The following is a 20,773-nucleotide window of genomic DNA, read 5'->3' on the forward strand; positions in this document are numbered from 1 at the left end:
CAATCAAAGCAAACAAAACTCTTGCGCGCGACAATCATCGCGGCGATCATCATCGCGCCGCGACACTGACTCGCCATCCTGATCGCCGCGCTCTTCCGACCCAGATCGTCGCGCTATAAAGAGCTGCGCGATGGCAGCTTGGTCTGTCTTGGAAGAGGCCGCGGTGAATGCGAGCGCAACCTCACCAAGCCCGAGTTCGAACATCCGGTTGCCGCGACGGGACTGGCAGTAATAGTCGCGTTTTGGCGTTGCCCGACTCAATAACTCGATCTGGCGGTCATTGAGGCCGAAGCGGCGGTAGATGGCGGTGATTTGCGGTTCGATCGCCCGTTCGTTCGGCAGCAATAAGCGAGTTGGGCAGCTTTCGATGATCGCCGGCGCGATCGCTGAGCCGTCGACATCCGAGAGCGACTGGGTAGCGAAGATGACGGAGGCATTCTTTTTCCGAAGCGTTTTCAGCCACTCCCGGAGCTGCCCCGCGAAATCCTCATCATCGAGGGCAAGCCAACCCTCATCGACCATAAGGAGCGTCGGCCGACCATCGAGACGGTCCCCAATACGATGGAAGAGGTAAGCCAGCACGGCCGGCGCAGCACTCGTTCCGATCAAGCCTTCGGTCTCAAATGCCTGGACCGACGCTTCGCCAAGGCGCTCGAATTCGGCATCGAGCAGGCGCCCCGAGGGACCACCCACGCAATAGGGTTGCAGCGCACGTTTCAGGGAGTTGGATTGGAGGAGGACTGACAGGCCGGTCAGGGTGCGTTCCTGCATCGGCGCCGAGGCGAGAGACGTCAGCGCCGACCACAGATGATCCTTGACCTCCGGGGTGATCTCGATTTTTTCCCGTGCCAGGATCGCGCAGATCCATTCGGTGGCCCATCCGCGCTCTGAGGGATCATCGATCCAAGCCAGCGGCTGCAGCGCGACGGGCCGATCACTTCCGTCAGACAAAGCACCGCCCAAATCATGCCAGTCGCCGCCCATGCCGAGCGCGGCCGCCCTGATCGAACCACCGAAATCGAACGCAAAGATCTGGGAGTTCGGGTAGCGGCGGAATTGCAGTGCCATCAGAGCGAGCAGTACCGACTTGCCGGCCCCCGTCGGTCCGACCACAAGGGTATGGCCGACGTCGCCGACGTGGAGGGAAAATCGGAACGGGGTCGATCCCTCGGTCTTGCCGAACAGGAGGGGCGGCCCCTTGAAGTGCAGATCCCTCGCCTCGCCGGCCCATATGGCGGAAATCGGAATCATATGGGCGAGGTTGAGGGTCGAAACCGGCGGCTGACGCACGTTCGCATAGACATGCCCCGGCAGACTGCCGAGCCAGGCTTCGACGGCGTTCACCGTCTCGATCATGCAGGTGAAATCACGCCCCTGGATTACCTTCTCGACCAGCCGCAGCTTTTCATCGGCGGCATTGGGATCGCGGTCCCAGACAGTGATGGTCGCGGTGACAAAGGCTTGTCCGATCTGATCGGACCCCAGTTCCTGCAACGCTGCGTCAGCATCGAGCGCCTTGTTGTGGGCGTCGGTATCGAGCAGCGTCGACGCCTCGTTGGTCATGACCTCCTTGAGAATGGCGCCAATCGACTTTCGCTTGGCGAACCACTGCCGCCGAATCTTGGTCAGCAGCTTGGTGGCGTCTGTCTTGTCGAGCATGATCGCCCGGGTCGACCAACGATAAGAGAATGGCAGGCGATTCAGGTCGTCTAGGATTCCCGGCGTCGTGGCGCCCGGAAAGCCGACAATTGTTAGGACCCGAAGATTGGCTGAGCCCAACATCGGCTCTAGCCCGCCGGTCAACGGCTGGTCGGCCAAGAGCGCATCGATGTACATGGGAATTTCGGGCACTCGAACCCGATGACGTTTGGTCGAGATCGTCGAGTGCAGATAGGTCAGAGTATCCTGGTCATCGAGCCAGGTGCACTCCGGCATGAACCCTTCGACGAGTTGCAGCACGCGGTTGGTTTGATCGACAAACCCGCGCAGCACCTCGCGCGCGTCGGCTCCAACAGTGCGATCACGCCCCTCGTAAAGCAGTCGTTCTGCCTTGGCGGCTCCTTCCTCGGGGGGCAGATAGAGAAAGGTGAGGAAATAACTGGACTCATAGTGGGCGCCCGCCTCTTCGAACTGAGCTCTGCGCTCGGCGTCGACCAGTGCGGATGCGACATCCGGAAATGTACTCGGAGGATAGGCCCCGGCAAAATGGCGCTGTGCCTCGACGAATACGGCCCAACCTGATCCGAGGCGGCGCAGGGCGTTGTTCAGACGACCGGCGACGGCGACAAGCTCAGCCGGGACCGCGCTGTCGAGGTCGGGGCCACGGAATTTCGCCGTCCGTTGAAACGAACCGTCCTTGTTCAGGATGATTCCCTCGTCGACTATGGCGGCCCACGGCAAGAAGTCCGCAAGACGCGCGTTGGAATGGCGGTATTCGGCAAGGTTCATCATGGTAGAGAGCTCAGGCGTTGAGGTGGCCGGGAATGCGAAGATGTCGGCGCACGACGTCGACAAACGCAGGATCGCGCTTGGCTGCCCAGACGGCGGCCATGTGGCCGATGAACCACAGGACAAGGCCCGCGATCCAGAGCCGAAGCCCGAGCCCCAAGGCTGCAGCAAGCGTACCGTTGACGATCGCGACCGACCGTGGCGCGCCGCCCATCAGGATTGGCTCAGTGAGCGCGCGATGAACGAGCACGACAAAGCCTGTGACTGGTTCATCCATCAGATCACCACGCCGCCGCCGAAGGAGAAGAACGAAAGGAAGAAACTCGAGGCGGCAAACGCGATCGACAGACCGAACACGATCTGGATCAGCCTGCGGAAACCACCCGACGAGTCTCCGAACGCGAGCGTGAGCCCGGTTACGACGATGATGATGACGGCAATGATCTTGGCGACTGGCCCCTCGACCGACTGCAGGATCTGATTGAGTGGCTGCTCCCACGGCATGTTCGATCCGGCAGCCCAGGCCGGTGCCGACGCCAAAAGAAGCATCCCGGACATGGCCAGTGAAGCGGCATCTCGAGGAAAGCGAAATTGCGGACGCATGTCAGTCTCCTGTTGATGAAAGGTCGTAGTCGCCGGCGGGCCCTAGCCCGGTGACGAGAGCAAGCTCAGCGAGGCGACGGTCAGCGCCGCGCCCCGCAAGCACAGCAACGAGGTTGATGGTCTCAGCGATCAGGGCGCGCGGAACCGTGATGACGGCTTCCTGGATGAGTTGCTCGAGCCGCCGCAGGGCACCGAGCGCAGTGCCCGCATGAATAGTGCCGATGCCGCCGGGGTGGCCGGTGCCCCAGGCCTTGAGCAGATCGAGTGCTTCAGCACCGCGAACTTCGCCGACTGGAATCCGGTCAGGACGCAGTCGCAGCGAGGAGCGAACGAGGTCCGATAACGTGGCCACGCCATCTTTGGTACGCAAAGCGACGAGATTGGGCGCTTTGCACTGAAGTTCGCGGGTATCTTCGATCAGCACGACCCGATCAGAAGTCTTTGCCACCTCGGCTAAGAGCGCATTCGTCAATGTTGTCTTGCCGGTCGATGTCCCGCCGGCGACGAGGATGTTCTTGCGTGAGGCGACTGCGCTTTTCAGGATGTTGGCCTGTTCCGATGTCATGATCTCTTTGACGACGTAGTCATCCAGCGTAAACACGGCGACGGCGGGCTTGCGGATAGCAAAGGCCGGTGCTGCAACGACTGGGGGCACGAGCCCTTCGAAGCGTTCGCCGGTCTCAGGCAATTCGGCCGAGACCCGTGGCGCGCCGGCATGCACTTCGGCGCCTACATGGTGCGCAACCAGACGAACAATGCGCTCGCCATCCGCTGCGGACAGAGTTTCGCCTGTATCGGTCAGGCCATGCGACAAACGGTCGATCCACAGCCGCCCATCTGGGTTGAGCATTACCTCGATGATCGATTGATCCTCGAGGTATCCGGCGATCGCTGGGCCAAGAGCACTACGCAGCATTCGCGCACCGCGCGAATTCGCCTCCGATTGAAAGGAATGGATTGCCACCGTTGCCCTCCCCGAATGAGGGCGTCCACAGAGGGGCGCCCAGATGGGGACGATTAGAAAAGGCACCAACGGACTTAGCGCAACAAGCGCTTTCGGTGATCGAAGACTGGCGTAGAAAAAGAAAGATTGAGAGGCGATTTTTTTGACACCTACTCAATCGTATCGGTTCGCTGCGAGTTTGTGCTCACCACTCCGCATCGTCATCCGGGGGCAGGAGGATGGCCGAATTCTGGTACAAGCCAACTGACTCGGCAGGTTCGAAGGTGCTAGCCGACATCTCGAGACAGATTGAACCCACCCATGACGCAAAGGACCGAAACCAAGGCAGCGCGAACCAGAGAAACGTCGCGATCTGCAGCGCTACGTTGAAACCGAACGCTGCTTGATAGGCTTGGACGGGCCTATGGCCATCATTCGCAGACCATTGCTCCAGGATAAGACCTGTTGCGTATTGTGCTAGAAACGCCCAACCAAAGTGCAAGACGTTCAAGGCACCGTTGGCACGACCGGCAAGCTCTGGCGGAAAGTAATCCGCCACCACGGCGAAGCTGACCACAGTTGCCGTTCCTACAATTGCGACAACAGACCAGAGCAAGATAGATGGCAGAGACGCTCGCAGGATCAAGGCACACTCGGCTGCGATAAATAGTACCGCAGCTATCGCCAATATTGTCTCCGCCCCGATTCCCCTTCGTTTGACGCAATGGACTGTCATACCGAACAACCAGGCACCAGCGCTAAGTACGATCGACATAATGAAGAGCTGTCTGATGAGACTTGCGCGATCAAACCCCTCTACGTCGGTCAGCCATGGCGATGCCCACAATCCCTGCAGAGACCAAGCCGATCCAATGCAAGTCGCCGACAACGGGGCCATTCGCCAAAAGCGCCGATCGCTGAAAACGGAGCTCAGGGTGGCGGAAGCTGTTGATGGGGCTACGCTTCGTTCAGGCACCACAAGATAGATGAGAATGGCCGTCGTACCGGTCGCGACTGCCAGAATCTCAAAGAGCTGCCGCCAGCCCATCGACGTCAGCAGGTGTTCGACGGGAGCCGTCGCGGTCACCGCTCCTAGCGAGCCCAGCATGATCATATAGCCGTTCAGTAAGGCAACTTGTTCCCTAGGGAACCAAAGGATGATCGACTTCAGTCCTGCGGTCAGTGCCGCCGCCACGCCAAGCCCGATCATTGCGCGCGCGATCAAAAGCGACAGGAAGCCGGTCGATACCGCAAACAGTCCGCCGCCGACGGCTGCGAGCAAGAGCAGAACGCTCTGGACGCGACGCGGACCAAAGTGGTCCAACAATATACCGACGGGGATCTGGGCCGCCGCCAGAACAAGAAAATAGATTGACGTAAGCAACCCGAGGTCGGCAGTCCCAAGCCCGGTGTCCGAGCTGAGATGGCTGGCGATCACGGCGTTGATCGTTCGAAACAGATACGAGAGGTAGTACCCAGCTGCAAAAGGGAGAAAAACGCGCGCGATTCGACGCCATGCTGTTGAAATTTGCATGCTGGCCCCTTTGCTCTCAGCTCACCCGAGCCGATAGCGCGTCCAGCTTTTGTCAGTTCGGCTAACTCGCGGTGGTAGTAGGCTGGCGTAGAAAAAGAAGGAGCGGCGAAATGGTCTATCGACATAGGTTCAATCAGGCTCTTAGGCCGATTCCTGACGGCGGATATCTTCTGGAATCTCGCGCAGAAAGCTTTGCCCCTTTTGCATACGACGCCCGAGCGCCTCGACAAATCCTTCAAAGCGCTCCCTTCCCTTTGCTTGAGCGGCCGCTTGCGCATCGTTGGGCAACGGTGGCGTGATCGTCAGCCAAAAACGAATGAAGAGGGCCAAGGTCTCGGCCGTCAGACCAACGTCACGTTCCAGCCTCTGCATCTGACGGGAAAGCCGATCCAAACGGCGGGTAAATGCTGCTTCCCGCCTGTCCGCTCCATCCGGTGACAGAAACGAAGCGACGGCCGCTTCCACGATTGCAGACCGCGAAAGCTTTTTGCGATCGGCAAGATCAGAAATCTGTTTCAGAAGCTCGGGCGGGAAATAGACGTTCATCCGGTCGCGCATATCGCCTCAGAGCTCCATACCGTCATTCGGGTCCATAGCGACTTGACGCGCGACGCCAAGCATCTGCATAAGTCGAGACTGGCGGACTGCATCCTCGTCGTCGTCAAGAACGGCAGCAAATTCCTCTGCCGGCGTCAGTTCGGTCGTTTCCTTGACGATCGCGACGTGATCGGGGAGTTCCGGCTCACGACGGAGCCCGCTGTTCGCCGTGTCTTTCTCGGTCTCCGCGGCCTTGTCAGTTGGACCTCCCGCCGGCTTTAGCGTTCGGAGCGCTGACCACCCGTCCGTTCGCGATGATCGGCTGGCCCTCGCCGGATCAGGCGGCAGTAGAACCCTCTCGGCGAATCGCCGATCCTCGTAGTAGCGGACCTTCTTGGCCCGGATCGGCGGCGTGCCCGCCACCATGACGATCTCGTCCATCGACGGAAGCTGCATGACTTCGCCCGGGGTCAAAAGCGGCCTTGCCGTTTCCTGGCGCGAGACCATGAGGTGACCGAGCCAAGGATTCAACCTGTGCCCGGCGTAGTTCTTCATGGCCCGCATCTCGGTCGCCGTACCCAAGGCGTCGGACACACGTTTGGCCGTCCGCTCGTCGTTGGTCGCGAAGCTGACGCGGACGTGGCAGTTGTCTAGGATGGCGTTGTTAGGCCCATAGGCCTTCTCGATCTGATTGAGCGACTGCGCGATCAAGAAGCTCTTGATGCCGTACCCCGCCATGAAGGCGAGCGCGGACTCGAAAAAATCGAGCCGCCCCAGCGCTGGGAACTCGTCGAGCATCATCAGGACTCGATGCCGGCGGTCGCAGGCGTGCAGGTCCTCGGTTAGGCGACGACCAATCTGGTTCAGCACCAGACGAATCAACGGCTTGGTCCGTGAGATATCGGATGGCGGCACTACGAGATACAACGTTGTAGGGTGGCTATCCGCGATCAGATCGGCGATCCGCCAATCGCAACGGCAGGTCACCTGGGCCACCACTGGATCACGGTACAGCCCGAGGAACGACATCGCCGTGGATAGGACACCAGAACGTTCATTTTCCGACTTATTGAGGAGTTCGCGCGCGGTCGATGCGACCACGGGATGAGCGCCCTGCTCGCCGAGGTGCCGAGCAGTCATCATCGCCTTTAGAGTGGCTTCGATCGGCCGCTTCGGGTCGGAAAGAAAAGCTGCGACGCCGGCCAAGGTCTTGTCTGCCTCGGCATAGAGGACATGGAGTATGGCGCCGACCAGAAGCGAATGACTGGTCTTCTCCCAATGGTTCCGCTTGTCGAGCGAGCCTTCGGGGTCGACCAGGACGTCGGCGACGTTCTGGACGTCGCGAACCTCCCATTCCCCGCGCCGGACTTCGAGGAGCGGGTTGTAGGTCGAGGACCTTGGATTGGTGGGGTCGAACAACAGGACGCGGCCATGCCGCGAGCGAAAGCCCGCGGTCAGTTGCCAGTTCTCGCCCTTGATGTCGTGGACGATAGCCGAGCCCGCCCATGCCAGCAATGAGGGAACGACGAGGCCGACACCTTTGCCCGACCGGGTCGGTGCAAAACACAGTACGTGCTCCGGTCCGTCATGGCGGAGGTAGTCGCGGTCGAGTTTGCCAAGCACAACGCCATCCGGGCCGAGAAGACCGGCCGCTCGAACCTCGTCGGCATTAGCCCAGCGCGCCGAACCATAGGTTTCGACGTTCTTGGCTTCACGCGCGCGCCACACCGACATGCCGATCGCCACCGCGATCGAAACGACGGTCCCGGATGCTGCGATGAAGGCGCCCTCGACAAAGATTTGAGGCGCGTAGGCGTCGTAGACGAACCACCACCAGAAGAAGACCGGCGGGTAATAGATCTTGAAGCCTAATAGTTCGAACCAGGGTCGCCCAAGCTCCGGTTGCCAAGCGAGCCGCCAGGCCGTCCACTCGGTGGCTCCCCAGATGGCCAACAAAACGATCAGACCGACAACGATTACCTGTCCCCAGAGGATTTTGGTTCCGGACATCCCGAACGCCCTTCCGCAACTGAATTGGAGAGATTGCTAGAGGCCGAGGTCGCGCTTGCGGCCAAGGCCCCATTCGATGCCGCCGCCGTCCTTCACGACGCCGGTGACGTGCTGGCCGAGCCGCTTTTCGAGTTCACGTGACCAGGGCACGAGCGCGAAGCCGAGCCCATTATCGATCATGGCGAATCGTCCCGAGGTAAGTGTCAGCCGCTGGCGATACGTGCCGGCCACATGCTCCCCGGAAGCGGCGTTCACATGAGGCAAGCCGGTGTCGGCCGAGACCCTTGCGGCCACGTCCTCCAACTCGCGCCGGCGCAACGTATTAAGGAGATCGCGCTGCAGAATGATGCGTTGGCCCTGCCGCCGCGCCAGGCCCTCCTGGATCAGATGCTCGGTTCGGGCTTCCATGGCGTCACGGGTCTCGCGGCCGAATCCGCCCATGGCGAGCGGCATGGGCTCGCGTTCGACGAGCCGGTGGTCGAGCCAGGTCGCGCCCTTGGCGGTGACCTGCGCCCCAAGATCGATATCGGAACGGGGCGCGAGCACCAGGGTGGGACGCGGATCGCCGGCTTGACCGAAGCGTCGGACTTCGACGATGCCGCCGACCGGTGGCGCATGTTCGAAGGCCTCGAGCCCTCGAAAGCGCACGTGGTGAGCGCGTCCGTCTGTTCCATCGATCGTGGCGTAGGCCTCGCCGGTCAGTTGGTCGTGCAATCCACGATCGACCAATCGTCCGATAATCTGGGATGTCGGCTGTCCGCCGTCGATGACGAAGTCGGCAACGCCGCGCGCTTCCCCGCGCTCGGTAAAGGCACGGTGCATGGTCTTGATGATATCGCCGCGCAGGCCGAGGTCGCGCAAGCTACGCTCGGCCTCGAGCCCTACCATCCATTCCCCAGGTGCGGCGGATGCAGCCAGGCCCATCTTCTCCAGGTGTTGAAGGCGAGCGACCATCAGGCGCCGGATCTCGGGGTCGGACTTGCCGGGCTTCTCTGGGCGAAGATCGATAGTGCCCGTCTCGTCTGCAGTCAGCCGGATCTCCCGATCGAGCCGCGTCCATCGTTCCGCCGTGACTTCCCTCTCCAGCGAATTGCGGATCTCATGCTCCGGTTTTGGCCCCAGTTCGATGGCGACCAGTTCCTCGGCGCGTGAACGCAGTCCCCTGCTGATGTAGTCGCGGGAGATCACCAGATCCGCCCCTTCCTCATCTACTCCCCGAACGAGAATATGAACGTGAGGGTTATCGGTATTCCAATGATCGACAGCCACCCAATCGAGCCGCGTGCCTAGATCGGTCTCCATCTGCGTGGCGAGATCGCGGGTAAAGGCGCGCAGGTCCTTCATGTCGCCGGCATCCTCCGGTGAGACGATGAATCTGAAATGATGCCGGTCGTCCTTGCACCGCTCTGCGAAAGCCGCGCTATCGGCGCGGTCGGTGCCCGCATCGAACATCTCGGCGCGCTCACCACCCCGAGTCACGCCGTCGCGCTTCAGATATGAGAGGTGGGCGGTCAGTGGTGCTGAACGGAAGGCGCGCCCTTTATGCCGAACCACGCGCGCCTTCACCACAGCGCGCCGCGTCGGGCTGAACAATCTGGCGCGGCTGAAGGCGAGGCGCCCGCGGCCAAACGTCGAGCGCCCATAGGCCGCCGAACGCCTGCCGGCCATAGCCTGCGCTGGGGTGTGCCCTGCTTTCTTCGCCGCCCGCAGCACCTGGTTGATGAAACTCTTCGGCTTCGGCGCGCGCGTGCTGCGAATGCGCCCAGGCCGAATACGCAGGTCGCTATCGGCTGCGGTCACAGGCGGCCCTCCAGCTGGGCGAAAGCGCCTACAGTGCCGAGATTGTCCTTGATTGCATTGTTAAAGATGCAAGGCGCGGCACGCGCCGCGACCGACCGGCACGCCAGAACCCAAGCCATGTCAATGGCTTGCGGTTCGACCGGCGAGCCCCTTTTATCTCGCCTTCCTAATCGGGCGTTCAAAGTCAACTCATTCCTACGCTTTTCTCCGACTCTTCGCACTTCAGCCATGACAGGGCTCCCTGCATCGACAACGGACAGACGTCACTACACCGCGCTTGCGATCCCATTCACCGGGCGAGGTCCATGGGTTCCTTCGCGTTCAGCACTTGGACCGTCGCATGCTCTCCATCAGGTTGGTAAACAGGGCTATCCAAGCAGTCCGACGCTCTCGTCCCCGAGCGGAGGGCGCACCAAGCCTGGACGGCTGTGGATGTATGCCCACGATCAACGGAGCTTGGCTGGACCTGAGCCGCCGGCTGCAGTTTATGTGTTCGCGTCCGACCGCAAGGCGGAGCGCCCGGCTACGCATCTGGCGCACTTCAAGGGCCTTCTGCACATCGACGGATGCGCGGGATTCGGTCGGCTGACTGACGCCGGAAACGTCATCCTCGCCGCGTGTTGGGCGCACACCGGGCACAAGTTCTACGAAGTTGCGCAGTCCGAGGACATGCCCGTCTCGCACGAGGCCCTGCGGCGCATCGCTAGCCTCTATGCCCTCGAAGCGCAGCTGCGTGGTCAATCGCCGGCGCGTCGGCTGGCGATGCGGCGCGCATTCGCCAAGCCGGTCATTGACAGCCTTCGCTTCTAGCTGGAGGTGCAGCTTCCTCAACTGCCCGGCCGCGGCAATCTCGGAGAAGCGATCGGTTATGCACTGTCGCGCTGGGATGGATTGACCCGCTTCCTCCATGAGTACTGCATCGAACTTGACACGAATCCCGTCGACCGCGCGATTTGACCGGTGGCGTTCGGAGGCAAGAACAATCTCTTCGGCGAGAGCGATGGCGCTGGGGTATGATGGCGTTATAGAGATGACCCAGTCTTCCCGAAACGGGGAAGATATCAAGCTGCTCTGCGAGTCCATTGCGGCTCTTCGTGAGTTGCTTTCACGCACGCAAGACGCGACGGACGAGTCGTTTGACGACGGCCATTCGGTTGATATTTGGAAGAGCGAGGAACTCTGTGCCGCAATAGATCGGGCTGAAGCAGTGATCGCGAAGGCGGAAGCTGCCATGGCTGCGTGCCGCACAGAGTAGGAGTTCTCTGGCTCGGAGCGTTGCCACGTAAGGCCGTTAGGCACGTCAAGACCCGACGTCATGTGCGGCCCCTGGACGCATACCGTCGTGTTGCAACCAGTCCCTGCTCTCGGACTGTTTTCCTCGCTGAACCACGCGATCGCCTGCCATGCTGCACAGCTGATCATCGCGCTGTTCCCGAGTTCGACCGGGCGACAAACACGTCAGTGGCCGTGGGGACCATCTGCAAAACATCTCGCGACGAGATTGCAGTCGTTGCGCCGGTCGAGGACAGGAACGCCGGCTTCCGATCGCCCGCCTTGACTGGGTCAATTCGCCTGACGAACAGCGTCGCAGCTGCTGACGGCTGCTGGCTCGCGGCCCAAGTCGCGGGCAGTTCGATGCCGAGCAGATTTGCAAGCTTGGCCACGTATACTCGCGTTTCGTCTGACAAAGGACCGCCCGCGAGATGCCCGTCGTAGCAAGTTGGGCCCGCGTTGTACGCGGCGAACGCCCCGGGCGAACCATAGCGGTCAAGCAGTTCGGCGAGATACGCCGTGCCGGCCAGAATGTTGTTGCGCGGATCGTAGGGATCGCTTCCGAGATGATAGCGTTCGCGAAGTTCCGCCCAGGTCGCCGGCATAATCTGCATCAGGCCGACTGCGCCCTTTGGGGACTTCGCGTGTACGTCACCAGCGCTTTCGATGCTAATGACTGTACTGATCAAGTTCTCCGGAACCGCAAAGCGTTTTGACGCTTCGTAGACGAAAGCCGCAAACGGGTTGCTCGTCTGAGAGACCGCTCGAACCGCAGTCGATCCATTCTCGGTCTGACCAACACTATGCGACGCAGTCAAAATGAGCAGCAGTGGCACGACAGCCCAAACGCGGATCCCCGGTCGAACCAAAGATGCCATGTTCGCTTCCGTCCAGTGTAAAGCTGCTTCGCGGCGGCCGTTGGACCGCCCTGGACTCCCGCACCCATCGGCTTTGCGGAGATTGACCGGGAGGGAGGAATGGTCCGCCAATCGATCGATCAGAGGAATGGCGTGGCGCCGTGAACCCCGCAAGATCAGTCCTCCCATGTCCACACCGGGATGGCACGGCCGATCACGGCCGAGGCCGGAAGAAGCCCAAAATATCGACCGTCGAGGGAGTCGACCGACTGCCAATTCATGACAAACAGCTCGCCGTCTCTGACGACGCGGCAACCCTGCCATTTCGGCAGCGGCCGGCCGCGTCCGTCGCGATCCCGCGCCTCGCCCACTGCAATGTCGTCGACCGAAATTGCGGATCCGCTTCTGCAGACTGTCTGCCCGGGCAGAGCCAAGACTCGCTTAAGCATAGGGACGCCGAGCGGCAGATAGCCGTTGAAGTCGAGAAAGGTCGCAAGCGGTTCCGGCGGCTGAACGGCGACCAGCTCCGTGACAAAGAAGCGCTTCGCTGGTCGCAAGCCATAGAGACCGATCGGCACGCTTGCCGATGCATTCCAAATGTAGATCGGCAGCGGCTCCAGGGCGATCGTCGCGACGACAGCGGAAGCTACGGCAAACGTCGTGGTCAGCGTCCATAGACGGTCCGTCATCGCATCAGCCTTTGACGATGTAGCCAAGCCTGGTGGCGGCTCTTCGTGTAGGGACGTGGGTTTTCGTTGACGGACAGGCGATTGTGAACGTGATGCCAATGATCGGGCGCTACATCAGCCGGATCGATGCCCAGCGCATCGATCGCGTCGATCATCTGCAGCGCCCGTTCGACTTTAGGCCAGCCGGAGAGCCGCAGCAAAATCTCACCGCCGGGCTTTACATAGGGCACGGTCGAGCAGCGCTGTCCTGCTGCGACCGCGCGCAAGATGTCGATCCGCGAAATGACCGTGCCAAAGTCGTTGGAAGTCCAACGGACGAAGGCAAAGATGCCGCCGGCTGCGAATGACAGGATACGCCGGTGGCGATCAAGCTTCCGTTCCTTGACAATGCGACCGAAACGAACGCGGTTTTCAATACGCTTTTCGAGCCACAGCACTTCCACTTCGGTGAGATCGCTCATGCCGCCGCTCCTTGAATCTCGAACCGGGAATCGTATGCTTTCGGCTGGTTGAAGCGCGTCCGAAGGAGAGCAGAACTGGCCATCCGGCGCGGCGCAAGATCGCCAGGAAGCGTGCGAAACAGGTCGCGCGGCTCACGCTCGGAGCGGCCGTAGTGCGCTGGGGATTTGCTGACGGGCATGGCTTAGCGCCGCTCTTTACCCGCATAGGGAATTGGCGCGTGCCGCTTTGCGGGCAGTACGGTGCCGGCACCGGGATCGGAGGTCGATTTCTTTCTGCCCAGTTTGGCCCAGGCTGTCAGGTCGGCTACTGAGTAGACCACACGCCCGCCGATCTTGTGGTATTCGGGACCGGTTCCGTACGTTCGATGTTTTTCCAACGTGCGGCCGGACAAACTCAGAAAGCGCGCGGCTTCGGACGTGCGAAGGTACCGCGGCGGTTTATCCGTGTTCAGATCGGACATCTGAAAAGCTCCGTGATCGTCTGGAGCGCGAGCTAGGTTCGCCGCGCATCGACGGCCACAATCGCGGAGCAGCAGTGATTAAGGGGATGCCGAAGATGACGGGGTCATTTTCGATACCCTCACGGAAGACGTATTGGTTCTCGCGCTCGGACCGCAGAAGCTTGCGACGAGATGCACAATCCGCCTCGAAATGTCCGCGAGCAGATCGCATATCGCGACATCGCATAGCTATCCGGCGTCTCGACCAAGAAGCAGATCAGCGTCGAATTAACCAGAAAGAATTCCGGCCATGCGGCGGGCGAAGGACCAGCTTGAGTCGATCAAGGTCTGCGTCCAAGACCGCAGCCGGATGACGATCAAGCAAATCGGCAACGAGTTCCGGGAGGCGAGGCGCAGTTTTGCATCGGACCACTTCAAGCTAGTCGAGCCGGAACGGGAGCATTGGAACGTTGGCCGAACCGTCTAATATGCGTCGGCCTACAGGAAGGATCTCGCCAAGGAGCTTGACGGTGTCGTCTGGCAGCTTGCGCAGCTCACTCGTGAAGGCCAGCGCGGCGTTGAGACAGACAGGACCGTGTTGCCTCCCAGCTGGAAATTTGGCAGCGGCGATATCTCCGGCGGCGGCCGTCGAGAACAGCGATTTTCGTCATCGGCCTGGCGATCCCCAAGATCTAGGCTCCGCGACAACGAGCCGGAGCCGGCATCGGAAGACAATGCGAAAGGCCGTGAGCAGCGCGATCGCTGGCTGAGGGAACGCAAGATGTTGCGGCGGTTTCGCAAGTCTCACAGTTCAAGGCCACGTTCTGCGAGCACATTGTGCATGACCTCGCGTTTGATCTCGCCGGCGATCTCGTTTCGGACCTGGGCGCCGAGCACGCGCTCGGCATCCGCATCGCCTAGCAGACCATGCTCGGCCAATCGCTGATCGAGCCGGCTCTCAAACTCCTCGCCCATGGCTTCGATCAACCGGTCTTGCATCGCTTCATATTGGTCCGGAGCGATGCGTTTCAGCACCGTCTCCCAGGGTTGCCAGCGGGCTGCCATGTAGTCGGTGAGCTGGTTCGCTTCCTGCTCCCGGACCAGGTCTAGCGCCCGCGCCGCATCGTCCTGGCTTACGTCAGAGACCGCCAGGAAGCTCATGTCGGGCGCGACGTGACTGAGCTCCAGCGGCTCGCGCAGCAGATGTTGGTAGGCCAGGTAGACTTCGACGTCGTCCACATTCGGATGGTCGCCGGCGAGCAGGTTGACCCTATCGCGCGCGATCTGGTCCAGCGCCTCCAAGCGGAACGCAATACGGCCGCGCTGAATCAGTTCGCCAAGCCGATCGTCATATACTCCCTCCTCGACGTCAGCGTTGAGGCGCGCAGTCTGCATGCCGTTCCAGTGCAAGGTAACACGATCGTCGCAAGTCTCGTTGGCCTCGGAAGCCTGTGCAAAAAACTGCTCGCGCAATCTCGGATTGGCCGCCGCCTGCCGCAGATCATCAGCCACTGCCTGCCGAAAGTCGTCATTGCGGTAGTTCACGTTCCCTCGCAGCCTCCCCAGGAACCGTGCGTAGTCCTGGGCGCCTGCTTCATCCGCAAAGTGCTGCCATTCGGCCAGCGTCGCCGGGTCGTCGGCGAGCCAGTGCGCGGCAGCCTCATACAAAGACTGCTGAGCAAGCTGCGGTGGCGTTCTGACCGCCGCCAGATTGGCGAGGACATCGTCCGGCAGTGGGTTATCCTCCAACTCGAGGGTCTCCAAATGCGGGTAATTGAGACTAAGATGCGGTACACGACTCTCGACGAGACCCTCAGGCAGGCTGGTCAGCTGGTTACCGCTAAGATTAAGCGATTCAAGCGTGCTCGGAAGGGTCGCTGGCAGGTTCGCCAATTGATTGCGGCTGACATCGAGTTCAATGAGACCCCATGGGAGAGATTCGGAGAGCTCGGTCAGCTGATTTCCACTAACCGCGAGCGAGGTGAGACGGCTCGGGAGAGCGTCGGGCAGGCTACTGAGTCGGTTGTCGTTTGCATTCAGCATCTCGAGCCCAGCCGGAAGGTTGGCGGGCAGACTGGTCAAGCTGTTATCGGCCACCTCTAGCCAGGAGAGGGTTGCCGGAAGAGCGTCGGGCAAACCTGTCAACCGGTTATGGCTAATGAGAAGATGCTGGAGACCGGGTGGGAGCATAGCGGGCAGGCTGCTTAGCTCGTTGTGCCTGGCGTACAGTTCCTGCAACCTTGGCGGCAGGGCAGTGGGCAAAGCGGTCAGGGACAGGGAGGACAAATCTAGCGAATGCGAGCTCGTGTTGTCCGAAGCCCTAATTCGCATGCGCCCCTGTCGTCGGTTCTCGGCATCGCCCTGCCCCTCTTCGGCAACCCAGTTGTCCAGGATCCCCGCGCGCACGGAGGCGGGGGTCCGATACCCCGTCAAGACTTCGAACAAATTTGCCACGGCACGGTTGAAGCCGGCGAGGTAGCTTTCCTGCTCCCCTTCTTCAAAAGTGTCCGGATTTGAACGTGTGCTCCGCTGCGTCTGTCCTGTATCCATCAACTTTCTCCGCCTTTAGAAACTAAAGAGTACGCCTGCCACTTCGTAAGGCTCCGAAGCAGGTCGCTGCGCGCCAACGCAATAATTATTCGGGCGAGTGCCACGTGCGCTGCAGCGCCCACTCCTGGTCGAAGTGGTACAGCTTCACGCGAATCCCACAGCGGCCAATAGATCGAGTGCAGGATCCCTAACGTGGGAGCGTTCCGTCCTTGGCAGGCCTACCTGTCGATCACCTGACGAGTATTGCCGTAGGGGCGACCCGTTCGCTCAACCGTTGTCACCGCTGGTGATCGAAGCCTTGCGATGATGGCCGTTTGCTTAACGGCTGGTCATATGCAACGCCGAATTTGACGCTTGATGGCGATTTCGGGGTAAGGGCAATATGTGACTTTAAATCTGCGTCGGAAACGCCACGATTACAAATGACAGGAGGATCTGGCCGAGCGAGCGAGTTTATGCGCCCGTTACGACGGCGCCATCAAACCGCGGCGATGTCTCAGCAAGCGTCGCCATGCTCGGACAATTTGCTGAGCATTGGGATCGAACCGGGAGATCGGCTCGAAAGGCGCCGCGACTTCGTACGCCGCCTCTCGCCAGCCGCGACGCGCCCCGCCGCCGATTCCAGTCAAAAACAACATGCTCTCTAAGCTCAGCCGACGCGTGTTCAATGGGGCGCCGGATAGCAGCCTCTTACTCCCAGGATGCTTCCCCTGTCTCGGGGCTTCAGGAGGCCCCGATTAATGGCAGTGCTGTAAAACACAGCGGCAATAACACCGTAGGTGTAGCAGCTTTCGCCGCCGGCTCTTCGGAACGATCAAAGGGCGATGGCTGTGCGGCTCAACGAGGAGCCGCACAGCGACGACGCGCGCAAGTTAATCGGGCCGGTAGCGCTCACCTGCACCGCCCGGAGCCGCGCCAAGCTCGCAAGAGTCGCTGGAGCAAGCTATGGTCCATTAACAAGTCCAATACCGGAGCTGTGTGGACGGGCTCCTAGCGTGCGATTGTCTCTCGGCATCTACATTCTCGGGTGATGAATGAGCCGAACGTCATTGGGGCCTCCTGGCCCCAAGAGGGCGGTGTAACGCTCGCCTCGAATGTCGTAGTCTTTTACCGGCTGCGTCTCGTCCGGCAACAGGCCCCAGCGGCCGAGCCTCGAGAGCATCGTGTCCGGGGCGGGTTGGGTGCCGTGCGAAAAATTCTCGGGAACGGCGAATGATGCAGCATAAATCTCGCGGGCCGCGGGGGGCGTCCTCTCAGCCCTGGAGGACGCCGGAGCGGCATACTCCATCGAACGTCCAAGCAGCGCTAGTGAGGCTCGATTCGCAGGCTGAGCGCTGGGCTGCGGAACGTGTTCCGGTCGAGATCCGAGAGGAATGGCAGCGCCTGGCGCATTGAGTGGGGTGCTTCGCCTCATCGCCGCCGCGGGCACGAATAGCGCCGTGTAGCGGTCATTGTGAACGATAAAGCTGTTGGGCCGGCTGTCCTGGCTCGGCGGGATGCTGCTACCGTCAAGCGCCGCCGACGCGTGCTGGTCGCCGTGCCGGAAGTTGAAGGGATGAACGACCGTTCCTGAATTCAGGGTCTGCTGATGGCGCGCGGTTGGCTCGAGAGACGATGATGGGCCGGCGTCTTCCACCATCGCCCACAGCTGATCCTGATCGTAACCTTCCTCAGGAAGGACCAATGGCGAGCCGACCGCTGGCCCGAGAGGCGACGGTGCTCCGGCGCTTTCCATCAGCACACGAGCCATTGAAGTGCCCGGCTCGCTCAGCTGGCGCTCAATGGCATCCAGTTCCGCATGGCTTAGCGACCTCTGCCTCTTCGCAGGCCTCAGGTGCCCGCTGTAATCCTCACCCATGAGGGCCGCGTGACTTGAAGGGGGGGCGCTCCCGGTCAGCTCGTTCAGAGCCGGCTGGGATCCGTCGCTCCAGTTGAAGTGACGAACGGCCTGTCCGGGATCCGGTGTTTGGTGATCGTGCGCGGTTGGCTTGAGAGACGATGCTAGGACGGCTTCGCCGATGATCCCTCGCGGCGAATCCTGATCGTGACCTTCCGCAGTCAGCCCGCTCGGCCAAGTCGAAGCTCCCCGCGCGCTGTGCTGCGCAGCGACGTGCCCGACGCCTCTGGTGACTGCGTCTTCGGGATGAGGACCGCTGGCCCCAAGTTCCAACGACTCGGTGAGTCTACGGTCTTCGCCAGGCAGATGAGGATAGTAGCGATCTGGAGAAACAGGAACCCCTGCGACGGCAGTGGTATCAAGCTGCGGCACTTCATCCAGGTACGGCTCAAACTCCGCTCGCTGCTGTTGCGGTTGTGTCACCGCAGCGTTGTAAGCAGCGAAATCCCGGTCGAACGGGTTGATGCTGTTAAATGGGTCCATGTCCCCTCCTTGATTCGGTTCGCAATCCTGAGCAGGTTCACTCTCTGGTTCTCCCTTTATTGGGATCAGCTGTCGACAAGCTGACGCGCTTAGAATTCCGACTTGGCTGTGATCGTCTCTGGAGTGCCGTTTGGACTTAGAGAGCATGTTGTTTTTGACTGGAATCGGGGTTCCCGGAGCGGGCGATTTCTGATTCAAGCTCCATGCTGGAGTGCGGAGGCCAGCGTGGATGATGCGCCCCTATTCGAAAGGCATCCGTGAACGCGCCTTGGCTCGCGGTGACGCGGGCGAGATGGTTCGGTCGATCGCAGAGGCGCTACAGAGCCCCTCGTACGCGCCAGACCACCGTATCTTCTTGCCGCCCTACAGCCCTGACCGCAACCCGATCGAGCACGTCTTCGCCAAACTCAAACATCTCGTGCGAGCCGCAGAGCCTCGTGACGTGGAGGCAACCTGGCGGAAGGTTGGTGAACTCCTCGATCTTCTCCCAGGAGGAGTGCACCAACTACTTCAAAAACCCAGGCTATGCTTCCGTGTAAATACATCATGCTCTAGCCGGCTCGAAGTGAAGGGTCACCGCGAGCAAGCACAGTCAAGCGCGTCCACGTCGTGCCGCCTACGCAAAGCGCGCCGAGGTAAGCGAAGGCCTCACGCCAGGCCAGCGACGGCACTGCGATCTGCGACAGCGCGAGCACCACATTGTAGCCGGCGATGGCAGCTGGGACAGCGAATATGGTCGCGATCATGACGCGCCGGGCCACGGATCGGCTACCAGCGAAGGTGATCTCACCGACGGCAAATGTCAGCACGCCAGCGGCAATTGCGACGAGCAGCGCGCCGATGACGCTGGCGCCACCATGGAACGCTATCATCCCGAAATTAAGTGCGACGAAAAACGGCAAGGCATACACTGCCAGCGCGAAAACCGCCCAGCAGAACAAACCGATGCCGAGTGCGTTGAGAACAAGCCCAAGGGCGGGCATGGTGGCGGCTCCAATTGCATGGATTTGCAAGTCGCGCCTTCCACCACCACCACGGCGCGACTTCGGATATAAGGTCTGAACGAGGCGGAGTTGCGGCGCGTACAACTCCGCTTTGATGGTTTGGAGGCGAGACGACGGCGCTCACGCGCCGCCGAATCTCCAAACGGGGATGCCGAAACGCCTCGCCTTGTCGGCGAGGTTGTCCTGGATCCCTGTACCCGGAAAGTGCATGACGCCGATCGGCAGCAGTTCGAGCATGGCGTCATTGCGCTTGAAGGGAGCCGCCTTGGCATGCTTTGTCCAGTCGGGCTTGAAGACGATCTGGGGTACCTTGCGGGTGGTCGCCCATTTGGAGGCGATCAATTCGGCGCCTTTGGGCGAGCCGCCATGGAGCAGGACCATGTCGGGATGCTTGGCGCGAACCTTGTCGAGGCGATCCCAGATGAGGCGGTGGTCGTTGAAGTCCAGCCCGCCGGTGAGTGCGATCTTCACTCCCGGCGGCAACATGTCCTCGCTCTCGGTACGACGCTTGGCGGCGATAAAGTCGCGGGAGTCGATCATCGCTGCGGTGAGCGTGCGGTGGTTGACCAGCGAGCCCGACCGAGGACGCCACGACGAGCCGGTGTGGACCTCAAATCGTTCGATCGCCTGATCGCGAAAGATTTCCAAGCAATTTCGGCGCTCGATCAGCGTGATGCCCTCGGCCGTCAGGCGCTCAAGCTCGACCGATCGCACCTCCGACCCGTTCTGCTCCCGTTGGCTCTTGTGCTGAGCTTGTTCATTGTCGTCGAGCTGACGTTCAATGCGGTCGACGGCACGATGGAACAGGTTGACCGTCGACCAAAGGAGTTCGTCGAGGTCCGGCTCTAGCCGCGTATCGCTCAGCGTGGCGACCAGGGCGTCGAACATATCGACGATGGCACCGGCGATCGTTTTCGCCTCGGGAAGGGGTCTTGGATCTGGCTGGTCGTCGAAGGGACGATAGCCGAAGAGCTGCAATTCACTCAGGACGTAGTCGGTTGGAGACGCCGCCTGCGCCGGTTCGATGTCGTCGTGGTCGGTCATGGGAAGAGGTCCTTTGCCGGATTGGCCGCGCCCATCGCGGCCTTCGTGGCGATCACTCAGACGGCGGGCGGAACGGGCCAGAACCCGGAGCGGCTTGTCCGCCGAAGCCCGCTAGGGCGCAGGCGGAAGCGGAGGGCCGAAGCGGCAGCGGAGGATGGCGGAGGCCGGCTATTTTGCTTCGCGATGCAAAGCGCGCCGCTC

The 20,773-nt window shown here is 61.2% G+C and carries 17 protein-coding genes and 2 pseudogenes; 3 read left to right on the forward strand and 16 right to left on the reverse strand.

From position 1 onward, the window contains the following. Positions 1-3 precede the first annotated feature (3 nt). The 8 genes from trbE to JEY66_RS33150 form a co-directional block, all read right to left on the reverse strand. Positions 4-2,451, reverse strand: a complete 2,448-nt coding sequence (gene trbE / locus JEY66_RS33115) for a conjugal transfer protein TrbE (protein WP_248887571.1) — start codon at positions 2,449-2,451, stop codon at positions 4-6. A 10-nt stretch (positions 2,452-2,461) separates the two neighbouring features. Next, positions 2,462-2,725 carry a VirB3 family type IV secretion system protein gene (locus JEY66_RS33120; RefSeq protein WP_018270310.1) on the reverse strand — a complete coding sequence of 88 codons (264 nt, stop codon included), beginning with the start codon at positions 2,723-2,725 and terminating at the stop codon, positions 2,462-2,464. Next, complete coding sequence (locus tag JEY66_RS33125; RefSeq protein ID WP_240537001.1) at positions 2,725-2,997, reverse strand: TrbC/VirB2 family type IV secretion system protein; 273 nt, start codon at positions 2,995-2,997, stop codon at positions 2,725-2,727. Before JEY66_RS33125 ends, JEY66_RS33120 begins: the two co-directional genes overlap by 1 nt. Positions 2,998-3,052: 55 nt before the next feature. After that, positions 3,053-3,967: a P-type conjugative transfer ATPase TrbB gene (trbB, locus tag JEY66_RS33130; RefSeq protein ID WP_016845878.1), complete on the reverse strand. Its 915-nt coding sequence runs from the start codon at positions 3,965-3,967 to the stop codon at positions 3,053-3,055. 232 nt (positions 3,968-4,199) lie between these two features. Beyond that, on the reverse strand, positions 4,200-5,528 hold the full coding sequence (locus JEY66_RS33135) for an MFS transporter (protein WP_026192414.1): 1,329 nt from the start codon (positions 5,526-5,528) through the stop codon (positions 4,200-4,202). Between the two features lie 141 nt (positions 5,529-5,669). Further along, on the reverse strand, positions 5,670-6,086 hold the full coding sequence (locus tag JEY66_RS33140; RefSeq protein WP_018270307.1) for a CopG family transcriptional regulator: 417 nt from the start codon (positions 6,084-6,086) through the stop codon (positions 5,670-5,672). A gap of 6 nt (positions 6,087-6,092) precedes the next feature. After that, positions 6,093-8,075, reverse strand: a complete 1,983-nt coding sequence (locus JEY66_RS33145; RefSeq protein WP_018270306.1) for a conjugal transfer protein TraG — start codon at positions 8,073-8,075, stop codon at positions 6,093-6,095. A 36-nt stretch (positions 8,076-8,111) separates the two neighbouring features. Then, on the reverse strand, positions 8,112-9,875 hold the full coding sequence (locus JEY66_RS33150; protein WP_018270305.1) for a relaxase/mobilization nuclease domain-containing protein: 1,764 nt from the start codon (positions 9,873-9,875) through the stop codon (positions 8,112-8,114). A gap of 228 nt (positions 9,876-10,103) precedes the next feature. Here JEY66_RS33150 and JEY66_RS33155 point away from each other — a divergent pair. Both JEY66_RS33155 and JEY66_RS33160 read left to right on the forward strand, forming a co-directional pair. Beyond that, positions 10,104-10,832 (forward strand): annotated as a pseudogene (locus JEY66_RS33155) (IS66 family transposase). 43 nt (positions 10,833-10,875) lie between these two features. Beyond that, positions 10,876-11,130: a hypothetical protein gene (locus tag JEY66_RS33160; protein WP_018270301.1), complete on the forward strand. Its 255-nt coding sequence runs from the start codon at positions 10,876-10,878 to the stop codon at positions 11,128-11,130. Between the two features lie 163 nt (positions 11,131-11,293). Here JEY66_RS33160 and JEY66_RS33165 read toward each other — a convergent pair whose 3' ends face one another. From JEY66_RS33165 to JEY66_RS33190, 6 genes are all read right to left on the reverse strand, one after another. Continuing rightward, positions 11,294-12,025, reverse strand: coding sequence for a lytic transglycosylase domain-containing protein (locus JEY66_RS33165; RefSeq protein ID WP_041482623.1), 732 nt, complete (start codon positions 12,023-12,025; stop codon positions 11,294-11,296). 155 nt (positions 12,026-12,180) lie between these two features. Beyond that, positions 12,181-12,693 (reverse strand): S26 family signal peptidase, encoded by a 513-nt coding sequence (locus JEY66_RS33170; protein WP_018270299.1) that lies wholly within the window; start codon positions 12,691-12,693, stop codon positions 12,181-12,183. Further along, on the reverse strand, positions 12,690-13,154 hold the full coding sequence (locus JEY66_RS33175; RefSeq protein WP_018270298.1) for a DUF2840 domain-containing protein: 465 nt from the start codon (positions 13,152-13,154) through the stop codon (positions 12,690-12,692). Before JEY66_RS33175 ends, JEY66_RS33170 begins: the two co-directional genes overlap by 4 nt. Before the next feature lie 182 nt (positions 13,155-13,336). After that, positions 13,337-13,615: a helix-turn-helix transcriptional regulator gene (locus tag JEY66_RS33180; protein WP_075968518.1), complete on the reverse strand. Its 279-nt coding sequence runs from the start codon at positions 13,613-13,615 to the stop codon at positions 13,337-13,339. Positions 13,616-14,398: 783 nt separating this feature from the next. Then, a complete protein-coding gene (nopM, locus tag JEY66_RS33185; RefSeq protein ID WP_018270296.1) occupies positions 14,399-16,144 on the reverse strand; it encodes a T3SS effector NEL-type E3 ubiquitin ligase NopM in 1,746 nt (581 codons plus the stop codon). A 1,015-nt stretch (positions 16,145-17,159) separates the two neighbouring features. Beyond that, positions 17,160-18,524 carry a hypothetical protein gene (locus JEY66_RS33190; protein ID WP_026192413.1) on the reverse strand — a complete coding sequence of 455 codons (1,365 nt, stop codon included), beginning with the start codon at positions 18,522-18,524 and terminating at the stop codon, positions 17,160-17,162. 352 nt (positions 18,525-18,876) lie between these two features. Here JEY66_RS33190 and JEY66_RS33195 point away from each other — a divergent pair. Then, a pseudogene (locus JEY66_RS33195) lies at positions 18,877-19,063 on the forward strand (IS630 family transposase); the annotation flags it as partial. Between the two features lie 12 nt (positions 19,064-19,075). Here JEY66_RS33195 and JEY66_RS33200 read toward each other — a convergent pair. Beyond that, positions 19,076-19,507: a hypothetical protein gene (locus JEY66_RS33200; protein ID WP_018270293.1), complete on the reverse strand. Its 432-nt coding sequence runs from the start codon at positions 19,505-19,507 to the stop codon at positions 19,076-19,078. 141 nt (positions 19,508-19,648) lie between these two features. Continuing rightward, positions 19,649-20,572: a DUF2493 domain-containing protein gene (locus tag JEY66_RS33205; protein ID WP_018270292.1), complete on the reverse strand. Its 924-nt coding sequence runs from the start codon at positions 20,570-20,572 to the stop codon at positions 19,649-19,651. Positions 20,573-20,773: the final 201 nt, after the last annotated feature.

Source organism: Bradyrhizobium elkanii USDA 76, from assembly GCF_023278185.1.
In the GTDB taxonomy this organism is placed as follows: Bacteria; Pseudomonadota; Alphaproteobacteria; order Rhizobiales; family Xanthobacteraceae; genus Bradyrhizobium; species Bradyrhizobium elkanii.